This is a genomic window from Accumulibacter sp. (assembly GCF_016789985.1).
Taxonomy (GTDB): Bacteria; Pseudomonadota; Gammaproteobacteria; order Burkholderiales; family Rhodocyclaceae; genus Accumulibacter.
The window spans coordinates 1-17,416 of sequence record NZ_JAEUOL010000149.1; the positions used below are offsets into that span (position 1 = coordinate 1).

A 17,416-nucleotide genomic window follows, 5' to 3' on the forward strand; every position below is an offset into this window, starting at 1 on the left:
CGCTCGATCGCGTTGAGAAACCCGTAGAGCGCCGCGAAGTCCTCGAACAGCGCTGCGTTGCCCGGGGGTGACTTGCGGAACTTCTCCTCGCTGCGCACCAGAGCAAAAATCTGCTCGAAACTGCGCCGGCCGTCGATGTACTTGAGGATGAACTTGCCGAACCTGCCGGTCTCCAGCGGGGTGGTGATCCCCGTGTGGCTGTGCCGCATGACGAAGGGACGGGCCGTGTTGCGATGGATGATCGCCGACAGTTCGGGTCCGCTGATCGGCTCGTGACAGAAGAAGGGAATGCAGCTTGCGTTGCCGTAGGGTGCGACGCGCGGGCGGCGGGTCAGAAAGAAGGAATGGGTGATCAGCGTGCCGCCCAGCAGTTCGGCGATGGCGTACTGTTGTCGCAGCGGCAGTTGCGCCACAGCGGTCAGGAAAGGTGGCCGCTGTGGCGCCAGAACCAGTTCCGGCAGGTAGGGCGAGCGCCCGCGGCCGACGTCCGAGAACTCGATGTGCAGGTGATGACCGTCATGCAGCCAGGCGTAGAGCTGTTCGACGGTGTAGGAGCGGTCCTGCGCATGCAACAGGAGATCGTAGATTCCTGCATCACCGCGCCGATGATCGGCGATCAGCGACTCGGCGCGTGCGAACCAGTTGGTCGGCGGTAGCGTCGCCAGGACCTGGCGGGCATTGTCCAGGCGCCGCTCCATGCTCTCGCTGCCGGCGTTGATCCGGCGCAGCAGTTCCTGCATCTGATAGACCCCGGTGCGACCGTAGGTCGCGTAGACCATCATGCCGAGCGCGCCATCCGGGGCGAGCGCCGTGAGCAGCGCGCGCAGGCCGGCGTCGGGGTCTGCGAGATGGTGCAGGACGCCCGAGCAGTTGATGTAATCAAACTTGCCGAGGCCGAGTCGTGGCAGGTCGAGCAGCGACTCCTGCCGCCAGACGATATTGTCGAGCTGGCGGATTGCCGCGCGCCGCCGCGCGATGGCCGTGCTGGCGGCGCTCAGGTCGAGATGGACGATTTCCGCATTGCTCGCCCGCAACTGCTCGGCCAGGTAGATCGTCGTGTCGCCCGTGCCGGCACCGGCGACGAGCGCCCGGAAGCCATTGCGAAAACCCTGTTCACCGGCGAAGCAGTAGTGGTTGATCATGGCCAGCGAATCGAGCCAGGTGGTGAGCAGTCGCTGCCCTTCATCGGCGGGGTCGCGTGGCGGATAGGGGAGGGCTTCGTAGTGCGCCCTGACCTGCGGCAGGTCACCATTCGACATGCGGATTCCCTTCGACCGAAGTCAGGCACGATGCGCCGTCGGCGGGTGCGCGACGTGCCAGCAGGATGTTACGGTAGACGTCGGGATCGCGCTGCGTGACCAGATCGCCGGGTCTCGGCAAATGCCGGTCGAGCAGGCGCGATACCCAGAAACGCAGCGCGGCGGCGCGCAGCAGGGTTGGCCAGGCGGCCTGCTCGGCGGTGACCAGCGGCCGCCGGCGGTGATAGGCGGCGAGCAGGGCATTGCCGCGTTCGGCATCGAGTTCTCCGCTCGCCGTGCTGCACCAGTCGTTGACCGTCACCGCAAGATCGAAGAGCAGGTCGTCGATGCCGGCGAAGTAGAAGTCGAGCAGGCCGCTGACGCGATCGCCGAGGAACAGCACATTGTCGCGAAACAGGTCGGCGTGGATCACGCCACGCGGCAGGACGCTCGGCCGGCCGGTCTGCTGATGCCGTACTTCGTCATCGAGGAGCGCCGCATCGTCGGCGGCCAGGCAGGGGGCAAGCCGCGCCGCGCCGCCGGCGCACCAGGCCGTATCGCGCACATGTGCCGGGAGCGGGGGCGGACAGGATTGCGCGGCGAGATGCAGTCTGGCCAGCATGTCGCCGAGCGCCGCGCATTGCGCCGGCGTCGGGCGGGGTTCCGACGCCCCGGCGAGGCGGCTGACGATCACCGCCGGTTTGCCGGCGAGTCGTCCGACGTACGCGCCGCGGCGATTGGCGACGGGTTGCGGGCAGGGGATGCCGCGGGCGGCCAGATGCGCCATCAGGCGGGTGAAGAACGGCAGTTGCGCGCGCGGCACCTGCTCGAAGAGGGTCAGCACGTACTGGCCATGCGTCGTGCCGAGGAAGAAGTTCGAGTTCTGCACGCCCTCGGCAATCCCCTCCAGCCCTTGCAGGTGGCCCACTGCGTAGCCGTCGAGCCAGGCGGCTGCCTGTCCGGTGGTGAGCTGGGTGAACACCGACATGGCGGACCGGAAGGGCGGTGAAGCTTGCTGGTCGGCCGGCGGTTGCTCAGAAGGTGCCGATCGTCCACATCGGGACGCTGACGTCGGGTGCGCCGAGCGTTTCCCGGCTGAAGTTGCCGTCGCCTTCGCGGTCGATCAGGGTGTACGGGACGCCGTGCTCCGGTGTCACCTTGATCATGTACAGCTTGCCGTTGACCCGGTGCTCCTCGACGGTTTCGCCCTCGCGCTTCTTGATCGTGACTTCCGGTTCGAGGGCTGCGTCAAAAGGCGCCATTTCGGGCGGTGGCGGGGGCACTGCCGGCAGCGGCTGCAGGTTGGCCGGCGCCGTGCTCTGGGCAGACGCCGACGCGGCCGCGCAAGCCAGGACGACGAGGAGGGCGGGTGTGCGACGCATGGGGGATTTCCCGGGTGATTGATCAATCAGTCAGCATGGCGCTGCTCCGGGTCGATTGTAGTACAGATTGCACAATCGCCGGCAAGCGCTGCGGCGCCACGGCGCACCTCGAGCCTGCCTCCGGCCAGGCCGCGCCTGGCGGCGAGGGACTCGACGAGGGATGGTTCGAACCGCCGCCGGCAATCTTCCACCACGCAGGTGCGGCGTCCGATCGAACTGCGGCAGGGATCGATCGGGAGGATCCACCCGCCTGCCGCAATACCTGAAGATTTTCGGTCGAAGTGGAAATTCTGCCTGTCGACGATGCAACATTTCATGTCGCCAGGAAAATATTTTCACTTTCAACGAAAATTTTTTCACTGAAAGTGAAATTGATCGTTCCCGCCAGTGCGCGGTTTCCGTGGTGCGGGGTATGCCCCAATCACGCACTGGCAGGGCTCGGCCCGGCGAACATTTTTCGCCGGACTCTGGCAAGGCTTTCGGTTTCCCGCCAGCCAGTCACGCAGCCCGATTGTCGATTCGGCCGGCGGCGGGCCTGCTGATCGACCGGCTCTGCGCAGCGTTGGTCTTTATCAATGCGCGACACGTGATGACGCGCATCCGGATGCTGGTCGATCAGGCCGAGCAAGCGGCGACCGCGGCTGGCGAGTGCCAGCCGCCGGCGATCGAGCATCCCGATGGCGTCGCTCCCGGGTCGTTGCCGGCCAACAATGGGTTTTTCATTGTTGCCCCGGCCGTGCCGGAAGCGGCTCCTGATCGCGCTGACGCCGTCGCTCGACCACGGTGCACAACTGGTCGGAGGCGGACTCGATGGTTTTGGCGTCGACTGCGGCGAATCCGAGAACCATCCCGGACCGACAGTGACCGGCATCAGCGTAGTACATGGAGAGCGGACGCAGCACGATGCCGGCTTCGAGCATTTCCTCGGAGAGCGCCACATCGTCGAAAGGCTGATTGAAAAAGTAGGGAAGGTGCAGACCAGCCAGGCCCCCGGTGGTGCTCACCAAGTCTCCGAGCCGGGATTCGATCGCCCTGCGTAGCACGTTGCGGCGTTCCTGATAGATATTGCGCATCCGGCGCAGATGGGCGCTCAGGTACCCCGCGTCGATGAATTCGGCGAGCGCTGCCTGTTCGATCAGTCGCCCCTCCCTGTAAAGTTCGGCATTGCCGATGGCAAAGGATTCGGCCAGGTCTTCCGGGACAACCAGGTAGGCCAGGCGTAAGCCGGGAAACATGGTCTTGCTGAAGGTGCCCAGATAGATGACTCGTTGAGAGCGCGCCTGACTGAACAGGGATCCGATGGTGTACGGGTGATAGCGGATCTCGTTGTCGTAGTCGTCTTCTATGACCCAGGACTCATGCGCCTCGGCGAGTTCGAGCAACTTGATCCGCCGGTTCAGGGACATCACCACTCCAGTCGGGTACTGGCTGGAGGGGGAGACGAAGATCATGCGCGGTGGCGACTCCGGGTCCGCCGGGAGAGACATGCCTTGGTCGTCCGCCGGGATCGGTTCGATGTGCAGTCCGTTGGCCCGCAGGACATTGCTGGCGCCCCAGTAACCGGGGTCCTCCATCCAGACGCGATCCTTTTCATCGCAGAGCATTCTCGCGCACAGGTCGATGGCCTGATGGGAACCATTCAGGATGAGGATCTGCCTGGGCGAACACGACATCATCCGTGAGACACGCAAGTATTCGGCCAGCACCGCTTTCAACGGCCCATATCCGCCGTGGCCATAGCGAGCCAGTTGGCGGTGTTCGAAGCAAACATACTTCGATAAAAGGCGCCGCCAGGTTGCGAACGGGAACAGTCTGACGTCCGGGACTCCGGGCACAAACGCGCCGCTCTGGATCGGGCTGCTGGTGGCGTGCTGTGCGATCTCGGCACCACGTCGCGACAAGGGCCTGCCGTGCCGCCATGGGCGACCACGCGGCGCATTGCTTGGCGCGGTGAATGACAGGGCCTCCGACACCAGAGTGGCGGAACCGCCGCGACTCTGCAGATACCCCTCCAGCCGGAGCTGCTCGTAGGCTCTTACCAGCGTGCTCCGGCTGAGACCGAGTTCGTTTGTCAGCATGCGCGTCGGCGGCAGCGGACTGCCCGGAGGCAATTCGCCATCGAGAATCAGACGCCGGATCGCCAGGCAAAACGCCGTTTGTGTGCGGGATCCACTCGCCTCGCTGTCCAACCGGGATCTGATCAGTTCTGCGCAGAGCGACTTGTCCATCGAAGAGGTGGCCGAATTGGTATCAGGATTGTCGCAACAATTGGTTCCGCTGTGTACTGCCGCGCCGGCTAGACTCAGCGATGTTCCCGGTGGCGACTGCCGTGCCGCCGGCGAGCGATTTCTACGTGATGACGCCAATAGGAGATCGACCTTTGGAACTTTCCGATACGACACTGCTGAAGCAGTCGTGCTACATCGACGGCGAATGGGTCGGGGCCGACAGTGCCCGGACCTTCCCCGTGATCAACCCGGCGACCGGCGAGCAATTGGCGACAGTGCCAGACGCGGGCGTTACTGAAACCCGTCGCGCCATCGAGGCGGCACGGATCGCCCTGCCAGCCTGGCGCGCCAGGACGGCAGGGGAGCGGGCGAGGATTCTGCGGCGATGGTATGAGTCGTTGCTCGGCAATCAGGAGGATCTGGCCCGCCTCATGACGGCTGAGCAGGGTAAGCCGCTGGCGGAAGCACGCGGCGAGATCGCCTATGCCGCCGCGTTCATCGAGTGGTTTGCCGAGGAAGGAAAGCGCACCTACGGCGACGTCATTCCCCCGCATAACGCCGATAAGCGCGTTCTGGTGACCAAGGAGCCGATCGGCGTCTGTGCGGCGATCACGCCCTGGAACTTTCCGGCGGCGATGATCACCCGCAAGGTGGGCCCGGCTCTGGCTGCCGGCTGTGTGGTGGTGCTCAAGCCAGCCGAGGCAACACCGTTATCGGCGCTTGCGCTGGCTGAACTGGCGGCAAGGGCGGGTGTTCCCAAAGGGGTATTCAATGTGCTCACCGGCGATCCGGTCGCGATCGGTGGCGAGCTGTGCGCCAATCCGACGGTGCGCAAGCTCAGCTTTACCGGTTCCACCGAGGTGGGTCGGATTCTCATGCAGCAGTGCGCACCGACGATCAAGAAGCTGTCCCTGGAGTTGGGAGGCAACGCCCCGTTCATCGTATTCGACGATGCCGATCTGGACGCTGCGGTGCAGGGCGCGATGCTCTCCAAGTATCGCAACACGGGTCAGACTTGCGTTTGCGCGAACCGGTTGCTGGTGCAGGAAAGTGTCCGCGATGTGTTCGTGGAGAAACTCGTCGCTGCCGTCACCGCTCTGCGCGTCGGCAACGGCGCAGAAGAGGGGGTGAGCCAGGGCCCGCTGATCGACGACGCAGCGATCGCCAAGGTCGAGGAACTGGTCGCCGATGCCTGCGACAAGGGGGCTCGTGTCGTCTGTGGCGGCAGGCGCCACAGCCTGGGTCGAACCTATTACGAGCCGACGATCCTGGCCGACGTGACGCCGGCGATGCGCATGGCGCGTGAAGAAGTGTTCGGGCCGGTGGCCCCCGTCTTCACCTTCAAGACGGAGGCCGATGCGGTGGCCATGGCCAATGATACGGAGTACGGCCTCGCGTCCTACTTCTTTACCGAGAACCTGGCACGCAGCATGCGTGTGGCCAGTGCGCTGGAATACGGCATGGTCGGCATCAACACCGGCCTGATCTCGACCGAGGTTGCGCCGTTCGGCGGGATGAAATCCTCCGGGCTGGGTCGCGAGGGTTCCAGGTACGGAATCGAGGATTACCTGGAAATCAAATATATCTGCGTCGGCGGGATCGACTGAGCCGGCGAACCAATTTCGCAATGGAGATGGACATGAATGCACCGAACGAAAAACTCACCCTGACGACCAATGCCGAGCTGATGGCCAGACGCGTCGCTGCTCTGCCGAGGGGCGTCGGTCAGGGGCACGCCTTGTTCGCCAAAAGGGCCGAGAATGCAGAAATCTGGGATGTGGAGGGCCGTCGCTGGATCGACTTCTGCGCCGGCATCGCGGTGGTCAATACCGGGCACTGCCATCCCCGGATCGTCGCTGCGGCGCACCGGCAACTGGAATCGTTCACTCATACCTGTTTCCAGGTGGTGGCCTACGAATCGTACGTCGAGCTTTGCGAGCGGCTCAATGCTGCCGCTCCGGGCGACTCGCCGAAGAAATCGTTTCTCGTCAACACCGGTGCAGAGGCGGTCGAGAATGCCGTGAAGATTGCTCGTGCGGCAACCGGACGCTCCGGCTTGATCGCCTTCAGTGGCGGTTTCCATGGTCGCACCCTGTTCGGTATGGCACTGACCGGCAAGGTGGCTCCATACAAGATCAAGTTCGGGCCATTCCCGGGCGAGATCTTTCATGTCCCGTTCCCGAATGCCCTGCACGGTATCTCGGAAGACGATTCCATCGTCGCGATCGAACGGCTTTTCGCTTCCAGCATCGAAGCCTCGCGGGTTGCGGCAATTTTCATCGAACCGGTGCAGGGAGAAGGCGGATACGTTCCTGCGCCGCTCGGTTTTCTGCGCCGCCTGCGGGCACTCTGCGACGCGCACGGGATACTGCTGGTTGCCGATGAAGTACAAACCGGATTTGGCCGTTGCGGGAAACTGTTTGCCAGCGAGCACTATGGCATCGAGCCGGACATCATCACCCTGGCCAAAGGTCTGGGTGGTGGGCTGCCGGTTGCCGCCGTCGTCGGCAAGGCGCAGCTCATGGATGCCGCGGACATTGGCGGGCTGGGTTCCACCTACGCTGGAAATCCTGTCGCGGTTGCCGGAGCGCTGGCGGTACTCGACGTGCTCGAGGAGCAACAGCTTTGTGCTCGCTCGATGGCGCTTGGCGAACACCTGCGGACAAGGTTCGGCGCCATGATGGAGGAGTTCTCCAGCATCGTCGAGGTGCGCGGACTGGGAGCGATGACCGCGGTGGAGTTCTGCCGCAACGGTGATCCGCGGCAACCGGCAGCAGATCTGGCCACGGCACTGAAGAATGAAGCGGCCAAACGGGGTCTGTTGTTGCTGTTGTGTGGACCCTACGGCAACGTATTGCGGGTGATGCTGCCGTTGACCATTTCGCAAGCAGTACTGGATGAAGGACTGGAGATCATCGAGGCGTCGCTGCGGGCGATTGGCGCCTGATCGGGTCGTCCAGAGAGGGCCCGGCGCAGCGTCGATCGCCGGCGTCGGGCAACCCTGCCTGCAGCGGGAGGCAAGCATCTCCCGGTTCGGGCGTGGTAGTATCGGCTCCGGCTCCGGCTCCGGATCGGGGTTCGGGTCCTTGACGTCAAGTCGGAAGATCGTCGTACAATCAATTGAAAGGCCAGGAGAAGCAGCTTAATGATTCCTTTTTCAATTGCTGGCATCCAGATGAGCATCTCGATGGAGCATGCGAACATCAATGCGATGGGCCACAAGCTGGATGTCCTGATGGCCCGTTTTCCCTGGGTGCAGATGGTGGTGTTCAGTGAGCTGGCCCCTTTTGGGCCAGCACCGTTCCACGCACAACCGACGGGTGGTCCTGCCGAGGGGCTGTTTTGTCAGATGGCAGCCAAACACGGTCTCTGGCTCCTGCCGGGATCGATGTTCGAGCGGGTCGGCGATGATATCTACAACACCACACCGGTGATCGATCCGAATGGGACGGTGGTGACTCGCTACCGCAAGATGTTCCCCTTCCTTCCCTACGAAATGGGCATCAGACCGGGCGTCGAATTCTGTGTGTTTGACGTGCCTGACGTCGGGCGCTTCGGTGTTTCCATCTGTTACGACATGTGGTTCCCGGAAACGACCCGGACGCTGGTGTCGATGGGCGCTGAATGCATTCTTCACCCGACCATGACCGACACGATTGACCGGGATGTCGAGTTGCCGATCGCGCGTGCCAGTGCCACCATCAACCAGTGCTACTTCTTCGATGTCAACGGTGTGGGCGATTGTGGCACGGGGCGGTCGATTGTCGTTGGCCCATCGGGCTACGTGATCCACGAGGCGGGGGGGGGCGAAGAAACCATCCCGGTGGAAATCGATCTGTCGCGGGTTCGCCGGGAGCGAGCGGTGGGTATCCGCGGCCTGGGCCAAACGCTCAAGAGTTTCCGTGACCGGCCGATCGAGTTTCCGGTCTACCAGAAACACTTGGGGAAGAAAGACTATCTGGACAGCCTTGGACCTTTGATCAAGCCGACACGCGGATCTCGTTCCGACCGCGTTGCGCCACCAGTCGAGGTGGTCGGCGGAGCAGAGAGTTCTGTCCTGCAGGCGGCCCCTATTGTGTCGGGTGCCGGTGGCCCTGCTGCGGGTGCGGAGGCCACGCCATTGGTCCACGCCCATCTCTGATCCGTCACTTGGTGCCGGCAGCCATCAGCAGCAGTGCGGTCGGCGCAGGAGAGTTGAAAATGACCCGACAGCGCCTGTTGCCGGGTCATTGGCAGGAATCGACCCAGCTTCATTTCTGGCCAGCCATGAAAGCGATGGCGCTTTCCTCAGAGCGTGGCGCGAAACTTACTGGTAGGCCTTGTCGTTGGGCGACTTGTACAGCTTCCTGAGTGCGTACGAGAGCTGGAAGTTGAGGTTCAGACCCTTCGGCGGGATCGGCTGCAGGAACCACTTGGCGTAGATCTTCTCGGCTTCGCCCGAGGTCATCACCTTGGCGAGCGCCTCATCGACGACCTTCTTGAACGCCGGGTCATCCTTGCGCAACATGCAGCCATAGGCTTCATACGACTGCGGCGTACCGACCACGGCCCATTCGCTGGTGTTCTTGGCTTTTGCCAATTCGCCATAGAGCAACACTTCGTCCATCACGAAGGCCACCGCGCGGCCGGTTTCCAGGGTCAGGAACGATTCCCCGTGATCCTTCGTGCCGATGATCTTCATCTTCATGTTGTTGTCTTCGTTCATCTTGCGCAGCAGACGTTCGGAGGTGGTGCCGGCGGTGGTCACGACGCTCTTGCCAGCCAGGTCAGGAAAATCCTTGATCCCGGAGTTGGTCTTGGTCAGCAGACGGGTACCGACGACAAAGAGGCTGTTCGAGAAGCTGACCTGTTTCTGACGTTCGGTGGTGTTGGTCGTCGAACCGCATTCCAGGTCGACCGATCCGTTCTGGACGAGCGCGATGCGATTCTCGGAGGTGACGGGCACCAGCTTGATATCGAGTTTGGCGAGCTTCAATTCGGCCTTGATCGCATCCACCGCCTTGAGCATCATGTCCTGCGAGTAGCCGATGACCTGCTGCTTGTCGTTATAGTACGAGAACGGGATCGACGACTCGCGATGCCCCAGCGTGATGCTCCCGGTATCCTTGATCTTCTTCAGCGTACCGGTCAGTTCCTGCGCCAGAACTGGCGCCGACATCAGGGCAGTGGCAAGCGTTACAGCAATGGCGAAGCGCCGCGAAATTGTGAACATCGTGTCTGCCTCCTTCTCAATTTAACTCAAGATCACTTCGGGTGGGTCAGCGGGGAACACAATGTCGCGTTCGCCGGCCTGTGGCGCGAGCAGCGATTGCTGCCAGCGCTGATCTTGCCACAGCAAATCCACGCTGCGGTGGGCGGGCTGGTAGACCGCGCTGTAGAGCGTGCCATAGCCGCGCCGGTATCTCATCTGGAACAGAGGTGGCTGCAGTAGTGCCGCCGTGGCTTCCGACAACGGGCGAGGCTGCTCCACCACCACCTGCTGCATGGCGACGAGGCGTTCCACGGCGCAGGTGGCCTTGGCGTGCTGGGACCAATCCACCTGGTGCTGGAAGTTGCTGACGGCCCGGCGACGGGTCACATAGGTGGCGATGTCCGGCCCTACGAACACGGTGGCCCAATGGCACGCACTGTCGAGCAAGGTGATGGTGTACGACATGTGCACGGGAACACGCTTGAGGACTTCGCAGGCCTCTTCCACAGTGGTCGCCACCTCCAGCAGGTAGCGGACGACCAGGGGGATGCCGAAGCCTTTGCCGGCCTGATTCCTGCCGCCAAAACTCAGTGACGCGGCCAGACCCGCTTCGTTCATGCCGTCCAGCGCACCCCACAGGCAATCGCCCATGGCCAGCACCTGGTGACCGCACCAGCGGGTAGCCAGCCAGTTACCTTCCAGCAGTGCGGGAGAATAGTCGTAGTTGCGCAGCAGGGCCGGGCCTTGCTGGTGGGTCGGGTCGATCCAGATCCCTTGCGAACAACCGGCAATGTAGGCCGGCGGGCACCACAGCGAGAGCAGGCGGGCCTCGATGTCACTGCCGCCAGCCAGCTCCACCAGACGCTCCCAGATGGGCACCAGTTCCGGCATATGCTGGCGCAGCGCGCGCCGACAGTCCAGGTAGCCGGGTCGTTCGAAAACGCCGCTGCGCAGGTACCAGTCACGGTAGCCCGGCCAGCAGCGCTCGAACAGTGCCTGCCACGCCTCGCCGGGTTCGTCCTCCACCAGCGCGGTGAAGCGCTGATGGATGGGCATGTCGGAATGCAGCACGTCAAAGGATCTTGAACGCACCCGGCTCTGGTGCGGCTGCGTGCTGGGTGGTGACGATGGGTTTGCCGGCGTAGTAGTTCTTGATGCCGCGAATCCAGTCGCGGGCACGCAGGTTGAGCTTGAAGTGGTCGTCCATCGCGCGGCCGCGGGTGATCAGGATACCCAGGTCGGCGCCCTCGTAGCGATAGTCGCCCGGGCCGGTGATGCGCATGAAGAAGGCCTCGCGCTCGGTATCGATGGCCTTGCGGTTGTAGTCGAAGCGCTGGTAGCTGACACCGCCGTCTTCGCCCATGCGGTAGATGCCGGTAGCGGGCGCGTGGGTCACCTGATCGACGTGTTTCTCGGTGTACTTCATCACTACCTGCGACCAGGAATCGATGAAGTGCGGCTGCGCCCAGCGGTCGTTGATTTCACGCACATTCAGGTCGAACGGTACGCCGGAGAACTCGAGCAGGTGGAACAGGAACAGTGGCGCATCGGCATAGGCATGCGCGGCATGGTTGGTCATCGGGCTGGCGCCGCAAACGCGCGGGTTCAGCTCGCCGAGGTAAACCTCGCCGTTGTCCTGGTCGATCAGGAAATCGAGGTCGAAATAGCCCCGGTAACCTTCCTCCAGCAACTGATTGCCGAAGCGCTCGGCCATGTCACGGCACTTGGCACGTACGTCTTCGGTGAAGGCGCCGGGGAAGACCTCGTTGCCACACCAGCCGCCCTTGTAGGGTGTCAGTTCGCGGGCGCCCACCACTTCGGTGAGCAACGGGCCGACCAGTGTGCCCGACTGGGTGGCGCACGCTTCCAGCGTCGCGCCACGGCAGTTGATGCGCTTCATGATCTTGACCTCGGGGTCGTTGATGATTTCATCCTTGTACTTGTTGAAATCGTCTTCCGAGGCGATGAAGAAGGTGGTGTGGCCGGAGTCGCCATAGGCCGACTGAATCACCAGATCATGACCCAGGCCGTTCCGCTCGCAAGTCTCCCTGAGGTTGGCGTAGCTGCTCACCTTCTCCAGCGCATTGGGTACCGACAGCACACCGACCTTGTTGCCGATACGCACGGTCTCCATCTTGTTGTCCAGGCGCTGACGCAGCTTGGCCGGCGGGAACCAGACCTCCATGCCGAGTTCCTTGGCCAGTGTCTCGGTCTTCTCGTCGAACATCAGGAAGGTCGCGACCGGATTGCCGCCGCGCCGCTCGATCAGGTCGACCACGTCCTTGTGCTGCAGCAGGTAATTGTTGATGTCCTCGATCGACTCGAACTCGGCGTGCGGCGATTCCGGTGGCACGAACACATTCGGATGCCGGCCATCGAAGCAATCGATGTAGCTGATGTAGCGGAAGCGGTTGACCCAGCGATCCATGCCCAGCAGGTTGAAGTTGGTGGCGCTGATGAAATAGATTGGCCGTTCATTGCGGTGGAACATCAGCAGCAGGTCGGAAATGTTCTTTACGGTGTGAGTCATTGTCTTCTCCTCGTGGTTATGACTGTCATGGGGCTGCTTTTTCTGCGCAGCTTGTCGGTGAGTTCATCCCGGCTCCACCTGTGAATTGAGCTGCGCGGTCCAGACCGCGTTTGACTGTGCCGCACGTTGCAGCGCGGCTTCGGTGTAGATGCGAAAACCCAGTTCAGGCCGGAAACCATGGATCTCGCGCACATCGAGCGCCTGCATGAACTTCAATATCTCGGCGCTGATCACCTGTCCCGGCACCAGGATCGGGAAGCCCGGCGGGTAGGGGATGACGAACTGGGCAGAAACGCATTCGCGCCCGTTCTTCATCGCTTGGTCCGTCTCGTCCATGCCGAGGTACTCGCAGTTCCCCTCGTCGTAGCCAAGGAAGAAGGCGCTGCGGATGTCGCCATCACGCGTTTCGGTCAGCCCGTCGACGCTGCTGCCGCGGAAGGCCGTGTGGAAACACGAAAAGTTGGGCAGCGGCGGCAGATCCACGGTCAGCGATCGCACCCGTTTTTCATGGATCCGGCGTTCGAGGGTGCTCATGTCGGCTACCTGCTGGTCGATGTCACTGGCGATTTTCACCAATACTTCGATCAGGTAGGCGATCGTCGAGCGGGTGCTACCGATGTTGGTCATGAAAAGGACGGTGTTGCGTGAGGTCTTGTTGATCTGGATATCGTATTTGTCCGCCAGATACCTGTTCTTCATCGTGTCGCCATCCATTCCAGAGCGGCCGATGGATAGGGTGGCGCGGCTCGGGTCGAGTGCAAACTCGTCGGTATGCCAGGCGTTGAACAGGTTGACCCAGCCGGTTTCGATGTTGAACAGCGACTCGACGTGCGACTCGCGAAACTCGTCCGGAACCAGATCGGCCACCGTCAGGAAGTGGAAGTAACGCTTCAGCAGGGGATGGGCCTTCACCTGCTCGCGCAGGTTCATTGCCAGCTCGAGCTGGCGCTGCACCAGCTCGTAACCTTCGAGCTCCATCTGCCGCCGGCCGACGTCGAGGGTGGCGAGGATCTGGTAGTTGGGTGAGGTCGAGGTGTGGGTCATGTAGGCCTCATGGAAGGCTTCCTCGGCCTTGTCCTTGAAATCCAGATCCCAGACGTGGATCATCGACCCCTGGCGCAGCGCAGTCAGTGTCTTGTGGGTAGACTGCGTGGCGTAAACGCGTACCCTTGCCTTGTTCGGGTCGGGCAGCAGGCGGGTGCTGAGCACTCGTTCGTCGTCGGCCCAGGCAGCCTCGTCAAAACTGCTGGCGAATTCCGCGTAACGCTGGGCATAATCCACACTCTGGAACATCTCGGTCAGCCTGGCGGCGGCGGCCATGCCGGTGCGCTGGCGGTAGACCGGGTGGAAGCGCGCAAAGGCGAACCACGCCTCGTCCCACAGGAACACCAGATCGGGCTTGATCGCCAGGCACTCGAGCATCAGCCGCTCGACGTCATAGACGATGCCGTCGAAAGTGCAGTTGGTCAGCAGCACCATGCGTACGCGGCTCAGGGTGCCGGCGCGGCGCAACTCGAGCAAGGTTTCCTTGATGTGGCGGATCGGCACGGCGCCGTACATCGAGTACTCGTGCAGCGGATAGGCTTCGAGGTAGATGATCTGGGCACCGGCCAGTACCATGCCGTAATGGTGCGATTTGTGGCAATTGCGGTCGACCAGAACGATGTCATCAGGTCGGACCATCGCCTGGACGACGATCTTGTTGGCGGTCGAGGTGCCGTTGGTGGCGAAGAAGGTGCGGCGTGCCCCGAAGGCACGCGCCGCGTACTCCTGCGCCACTTTCAGTGAACTCGTCGGTTCGAGCAGGGAATCGAGGCCGCCGGCCGTCGCCGAGGTTTCTGCCATGAACAGGTTCATGCCGTAGAACTGGCTCAGGTCTCCGATCCAGTTCGAATTCATGATCGATTTGCCGCGCGCCAGCGGCAGCGCGTGGAACACTCCGGTAGGCTGTTTCGCGTACCTGCGCAGCGCTTCGAAGAAGGGTGTCTGATAGCGTTCCGACACGCCTTTCATGATCGAGAAATAGAGTTCAAGCTGATCTTCCTCGCCGAAGAACACGCGCTTGAAGGTCGCCCCCGCCTTGGCCGCGACGTCTTCCACCTTGGCGTCTGTCACCAGATAGAGATCGAGCTCGGGGCGCAACTGCGCAATCTGTCGACCCAGCAGCAGGCCGCGCTCGGACTCCGGCAGTTCCTCGCCGCTGACATCCAGGCCTTCAAAGAAGCGACGCGCAATGAGTTCGGGGACGTACAGCGAGCGGTAGGGAAAACCGTAGCCGATCACCACTGCCTGCAGATTGAAGTTCACCATCGACGCGACCAGGGCATCCTCGAAGGTCGGCACCACGACCACGTCGAAGATGAAATCGTCGTCGGGGCGGCGCCGGCTGCGTACTCGACGGCGTAGCGACTCCTCCTCCTCGGCCGGCAGGTCGTCCACCATCAGGACCTCGAAGTACGGGCAGCGCATTTGCGTCTGGAACTCCCTTTCCGTTTCCATTTGCGTGGGCAACTCGGCATCGCTGCCTGCCCCGGTGCTGCCGTGGCGATACGTCAGCGAGGCCAGCATGCGATGGCTGCGGCGAGCGACGATTGCAGCGTGCGCCAGCTCGCCGCGTGCGATGAATCCACACAGATCGGCGAAGGCCCGACGGCCCGGATAAGCCCAGCAGACTTCAATCGGCGTCAGCACCTCGGTCAATTCGCGCAATCTCGCCAGGCGCGCCTCGCGATCGGTTTGCTCGTGGGACGGGTTCGCGAGCTGGGACAAGGCATCGACCAGCTCGATCCAGCTTTCCGTGCGGACTTCCCAGACGCTACGGTGGCGGCTCAGCGGGGCCGCAGTATTTGTATTCATGACTTGTCTCCAAAGGCGCTGACGGTACATTGCCGCCGGCTTATGTGGGCGCTATCAGTCAACTAGGTACGCCCGCGGCAAGCGCGGGCGAAGCATCCCCGGTCTGTTCCGACTACCCGGCGACCCAGAGTATCCAGGGGGTGCCGACGACCAGAAACAACACGGTGCAGAAAAGCGTCGTCAACAGTCCCAGGCGGTACAATTCTCCTTGCTTCAGATAGCCGCTGGCGACGAAGATGATGTTCTGGCTGCCGCCCTGTGGCGTGATGACCGAAAAGTAGCTGCTGGCGAACAGCAGCGCAAAAGCCATCAGGTGGACGGGAACCCCTGACTTCACCCCGACGTCGAGAAACACGCCGAGCAGCGCCAGAACCTGGGCATTCTGACTGACGAAACCGAAGTGGAGCAGCACGTAGATCACCAGCAAGGCGACGTAGGCGACCGGCCAGGCGAGCCCTTCGAGGCCGACGGCCAGCCGCGCCCCGACGTAGCCCATGAAGCCCATTTCGTTGAGCTGCCCGCTCATGCCAAAAAGCACCGCCAGCCAGATGAAAGTCACCAGCGTGCCGCCTTGCTCGTGCAGGTCATTCAGCGTCAACACGCCGGTGATCATCAGCGTGGCAAGGCCGGCGAGGGCAATTGCCGTCAGGTTGAGCTTGTAGGGTGCAGCAAGCACCCAGCCGGTGATCATGATGATGAACGTCACCGCCGTAATCCACTCGTGACGCGACATCGGCCCCATCCTGCGCAATTCCTGGCGGGCGCGGTCCGGGGCATCCGGCGTGGCGGTAATCCCGGGCGGAAAAAGGCGATAGAGAATCAGCGGCAGCAGGCCGATCACCAGCAGACACGGTACACATGAGGCGAGCAGCCACGAGCCGAAGTCAATCTTCAAGCCTTTTTCGGCGGCCAGCCCGGCGCCGACCGGGTTTCCCGAGGTGGCGGTGAACCACAGCGCCGACGTGATGGCCAGGCTGGCCATGCCGCAGAACATCAGGTAGCCGCCGAAGCGCCTCTTCTCCTCGTCGTCGGGTGTCGAGCCGCTGTTCTGCGCCAGCGCAAGGATGACGGGGAAGAGCACGCCACCGCGCGCAGTGTTGCTCGGGAAGCCGGGGGCAATCAGGGTATCGGTGATGAAAATGCTGTACGCCAGGCCGAGGGTCGACTTGCCGAACAACGAAACCACGTACAGACTGATCCGCTTGCCGAGTCCGCTCTTGACCACCGACTGCGAGACCAGGAAAGCGGTCACCACCAGAAGCACGATGGCGTTGGCAAAGGCGCCGTAGGCCTTGGCCGGAGTCAGCGTGTTGGTGAGCACCACGACCGCACAGGCGAGCAGCGATGATGTGAACAGCGGAAAGACATTGAGAACCACCGAGACGATCGCCGACGCGAAGACTGCGAACAGATGCCAGGCTTCAAGCGTCAGTCCCTCCGGAACAGGCGTGAACCAGAGGCCAAAGAACAGGACCAGGAGGCCCACCAACTTTACGATTCTTCCCGTTCCGAAAGCGGCTGTACTCATTTTGGACCTCCTGCAGTGGTGGGAGCAACCGCATTGGGCGAGCCGAGGCGTGCCCAACCGTTCAGACCGACGACCCGCCCGGCGAGTTCGTCACCTTCGATAGCGCCGAGGCGCTGCCACTTGAAGCTGTACTCACCGCTGATCCCGGTGTAGCGACCGGTACCGCCGGTGAACTTGCCTTCGATCATCTGGCCGGGGCCAACCCCTTCGCCGCTTATCTCGCTGAAGACCTTGTCGCCGTGCTCATCGATCCACACGCTGCGTCCCTGCATGCCGGTGGTCGTGTCGGTGAAACCGATGGCCTCGGCCTGGAATCCGCGATTCAGTCGCTGCTTGCCGCTCAGGAGCATCGAACCGCTGAGTCTGAAAATGCCTGCCTGTTGCCCCGGCAATAGGTCCAGGACATATCGGTTCCCGGTGACAGTCCAGTCGCCGGTGAAGTTTCGCATGTCGTTCGTTGCTG

The 17,416-nt window shown here is 62.6% G+C and carries 13 protein-coding genes and 1 pseudogene; 3 read left to right on the forward strand and 11 right to left on the reverse strand.

What is annotated here, in order from left to right; all coding sequences use genetic code 11:
* The 5 genes from JNK99_RS08495 to JNK99_RS08515 all read right to left on the reverse strand — a co-directional run.
* Window positions 1–1,259: class I SAM-dependent methyltransferase (locus JNK99_RS08495; RefSeq protein ID WP_291851376.1), on the reverse strand; the 1,259-nt coding region annotated here is incomplete at its 3' end.
* Window positions 1,246–2,226 (reverse strand): homoserine kinase, encoded by a 981-nt coding sequence (locus tag JNK99_RS08500; protein WP_291851380.1) that lies wholly within the window; start codon window positions 2,224–2,226, stop codon window positions 1,246–1,248. The genes JNK99_RS08500 and JNK99_RS08495, both read right to left, overlap by 14 nt.
* A 46-nt stretch (window positions 2,227–2,272) precedes the next feature.
* Window positions 2,273–2,620 (reverse strand): DUF2782 domain-containing protein, encoded by a 348-nt coding sequence (locus JNK99_RS08505; protein ID WP_291851383.1) that lies wholly within the window; start codon window positions 2,618–2,620, stop codon window positions 2,273–2,275.
* A gap of 421 nt (window positions 2,621–3,041) precedes the next feature.
* Window positions 3,042–3,293, reverse strand: coding sequence for a hypothetical protein (locus JNK99_RS08510; protein ID WP_291851386.1), 252 nt, complete (start codon window positions 3,291–3,293; stop codon window positions 3,042–3,044).
* Between the two features lie 46 nt (window positions 3,294–3,339).
* A complete protein-coding gene (locus JNK99_RS08515; protein WP_291851389.1) occupies window positions 3,340–4,848 on the reverse strand; it encodes a PLP-dependent aminotransferase family protein in 1,509 nt (502 codons plus the stop codon).
* 128 nt (window positions 4,849–4,976) lie between these two features.
* On the opposite strand from JNK99_RS08515, the gene JNK99_RS08520 reads away from it, so the two are divergent.
* The 3 genes from JNK99_RS08520 (at window position 4,977) to JNK99_RS08530 (ending at window position 8,989) form a co-directional block, all read left to right on the forward strand.
* Entirely contained in the window at window positions 4,977–6,455 is a 1,479-nt protein-coding gene (locus JNK99_RS08520) for an NAD-dependent succinate-semialdehyde dehydrogenase (protein ID WP_291851432.1), read from the forward strand.
* Between the two features lie 32 nt (window positions 6,456–6,487).
* The gene (gabT, locus tag JNK99_RS08525) at window positions 6,488–7,795 is read left to right on the forward strand and encodes a 4-aminobutyrate--2-oxoglutarate transaminase (protein WP_291851391.1); all 1,308 of its coding nucleotides are present in this window, start codon (window positions 6,488–6,490) and stop codon (window positions 7,793–7,795) included.
* A 198-nt stretch (window positions 7,796–7,993) separates the two neighbouring features.
* Window positions 7,994–8,989 carry a carbon-nitrogen hydrolase family protein gene (locus JNK99_RS08530; RefSeq protein WP_291851394.1) on the forward strand — a complete coding sequence of 332 codons (996 nt, stop codon included), beginning with the start codon at window positions 7,994–7,996 and terminating at the stop codon, window positions 8,987–8,989.
* 165 nt (window positions 8,990–9,154) lie between these two features.
* On the opposite strand, the gene JNK99_RS08535 is transcribed toward JNK99_RS08530, so the two are convergent.
* The 6 genes and pseudogenes from JNK99_RS08535 to JNK99_RS08560 all read right to left on the reverse strand — a co-directional run bounded on the left by JNK99_RS08535 (window position 9,155) and on the right by JNK99_RS08560 (window position 17,402).
* A complete protein-coding gene (locus JNK99_RS08535) occupies window positions 9,155–10,060 on the reverse strand; it encodes a glutamate/aspartate ABC transporter substrate-binding protein (RefSeq protein ID WP_291851397.1) in 906 nt (301 codons plus the stop codon).
* 21 nt (window positions 10,061–10,081) lie between these two features.
* Entirely contained in the window at window positions 10,082–11,095 is a 1,014-nt protein-coding gene (locus JNK99_RS08540; protein WP_291851400.1) for a C45 family peptidase, read from the reverse strand.
* A gap of 16 nt (window positions 11,096–11,111) precedes the next feature.
* Window positions 11,112–12,632 (reverse strand): annotated as a pseudogene (locus JNK99_RS08545) (biotin carboxylase); the annotation flags it as partial.
* Window positions 12,633–15,425 (reverse strand): aminotransferase class I/II-fold pyridoxal phosphate-dependent enzyme, encoded by a 2,793-nt coding sequence (locus JNK99_RS08550; protein ID WP_291851403.1) that lies wholly within the window; start codon window positions 15,423–15,425, stop codon window positions 12,633–12,635. It lies immediately after the preceding pseudogene.
* A gap of 112 nt (window positions 15,426–15,537) precedes the next feature.
* Window positions 15,538–16,953: a DASS family sodium-coupled anion symporter gene (locus JNK99_RS08555; RefSeq protein ID WP_291851405.1), complete on the reverse strand. Its 1,416-nt coding sequence runs from the start codon at window positions 16,951–16,953 to the stop codon at window positions 15,538–15,540.
* A complete protein-coding gene (locus JNK99_RS08560) occupies window positions 16,950–17,402 on the reverse strand; it encodes a hypothetical protein (protein ID WP_291851408.1) in 453 nt (150 codons plus the stop codon). The genes JNK99_RS08555 and JNK99_RS08560 overlap by 4 nt, the downstream gene beginning before the upstream one ends.
* Window positions 17,403–17,416 lie beyond the last annotated feature (14 nt).

What these genes read in the sequence shown, in the direction of transcription:
- JNK99_RS08500 (WP_291851380.1), bottom strand. Translation starts at nt 2,226, where the DNA reads ATGTCGGTGTTCACCCAGCTCACCACCGGACAGGCAGCCGCCTGGCTC.
- JNK99_RS08505 (WP_291851383.1), bottom strand. Translation starts at nt 2,620, where the DNA reads ATGCGTCGCACACCCGCCCTCCTCGTCGTCCTGGCTTGCGCGGCCGCG.
- JNK99_RS08510 (WP_291851386.1), bottom strand. Translation starts at nt 3,293, where the DNA reads ATGCTCGATCGCCGGCGGCTGGCACTCGCCAGCCGCGGTCGCCGCTTG.
- JNK99_RS08515 (WP_291851389.1), bottom strand. Translation starts at nt 4,848, where the DNA reads ATGGACAAGTCGCTCTGCGCAGAACTGATCAGATCCCGGTTGGACAGC.
- JNK99_RS08520 (WP_291851432.1), top strand. Translation starts at nt 4,977, where the DNA reads ATGACGCCAATAGGAGATCGACCTTTGGAACTTTCCGATACGACACTG.
- gabT (WP_291851391.1), top strand. Translation starts at nt 6,488, where the DNA reads ATGAATGCACCGAACGAAAAACTCACCCTGACGACCAATGCCGAGCTG.
- JNK99_RS08530 (WP_291851394.1), top strand. Translation starts at nt 7,994, where the DNA reads ATGATTCCTTTTTCAATTGCTGGCATCCAGATGAGCATCTCGATGGAG.
- JNK99_RS08535 (WP_291851397.1), bottom strand. Translation starts at nt 10,060, where the DNA reads ATGTTCACAATTTCGCGGCGCTTCGCCATTGCTGTAACGCTTGCCACT.
- JNK99_RS08540 (WP_291851400.1), bottom strand. Translation starts at nt 11,095, where the DNA reads ATGCCCATCCATCAGCGCTTCACCGCGCTGGTGGAGGACGAACCCGGC.
- JNK99_RS08550 (WP_291851403.1), bottom strand. Translation starts at nt 15,425, where the DNA reads ATGAATACAAATACTGCGGCCCCGCTGAGCCGCCACCGTAGCGTCTGG.
- JNK99_RS08555 (WP_291851405.1), bottom strand. Translation starts at nt 16,953, where the DNA reads ATGAGTACAGCCGCTTTCGGAACGGGAAGAATCGTAAAGTTGGTGGGC.
- JNK99_RS08560 (WP_291851408.1), bottom strand. Translation starts at nt 17,402, where the DNA reads ATGCGAAACTTCACCGGCGACTGGACTGTCACCGGGAACCGATATGTC.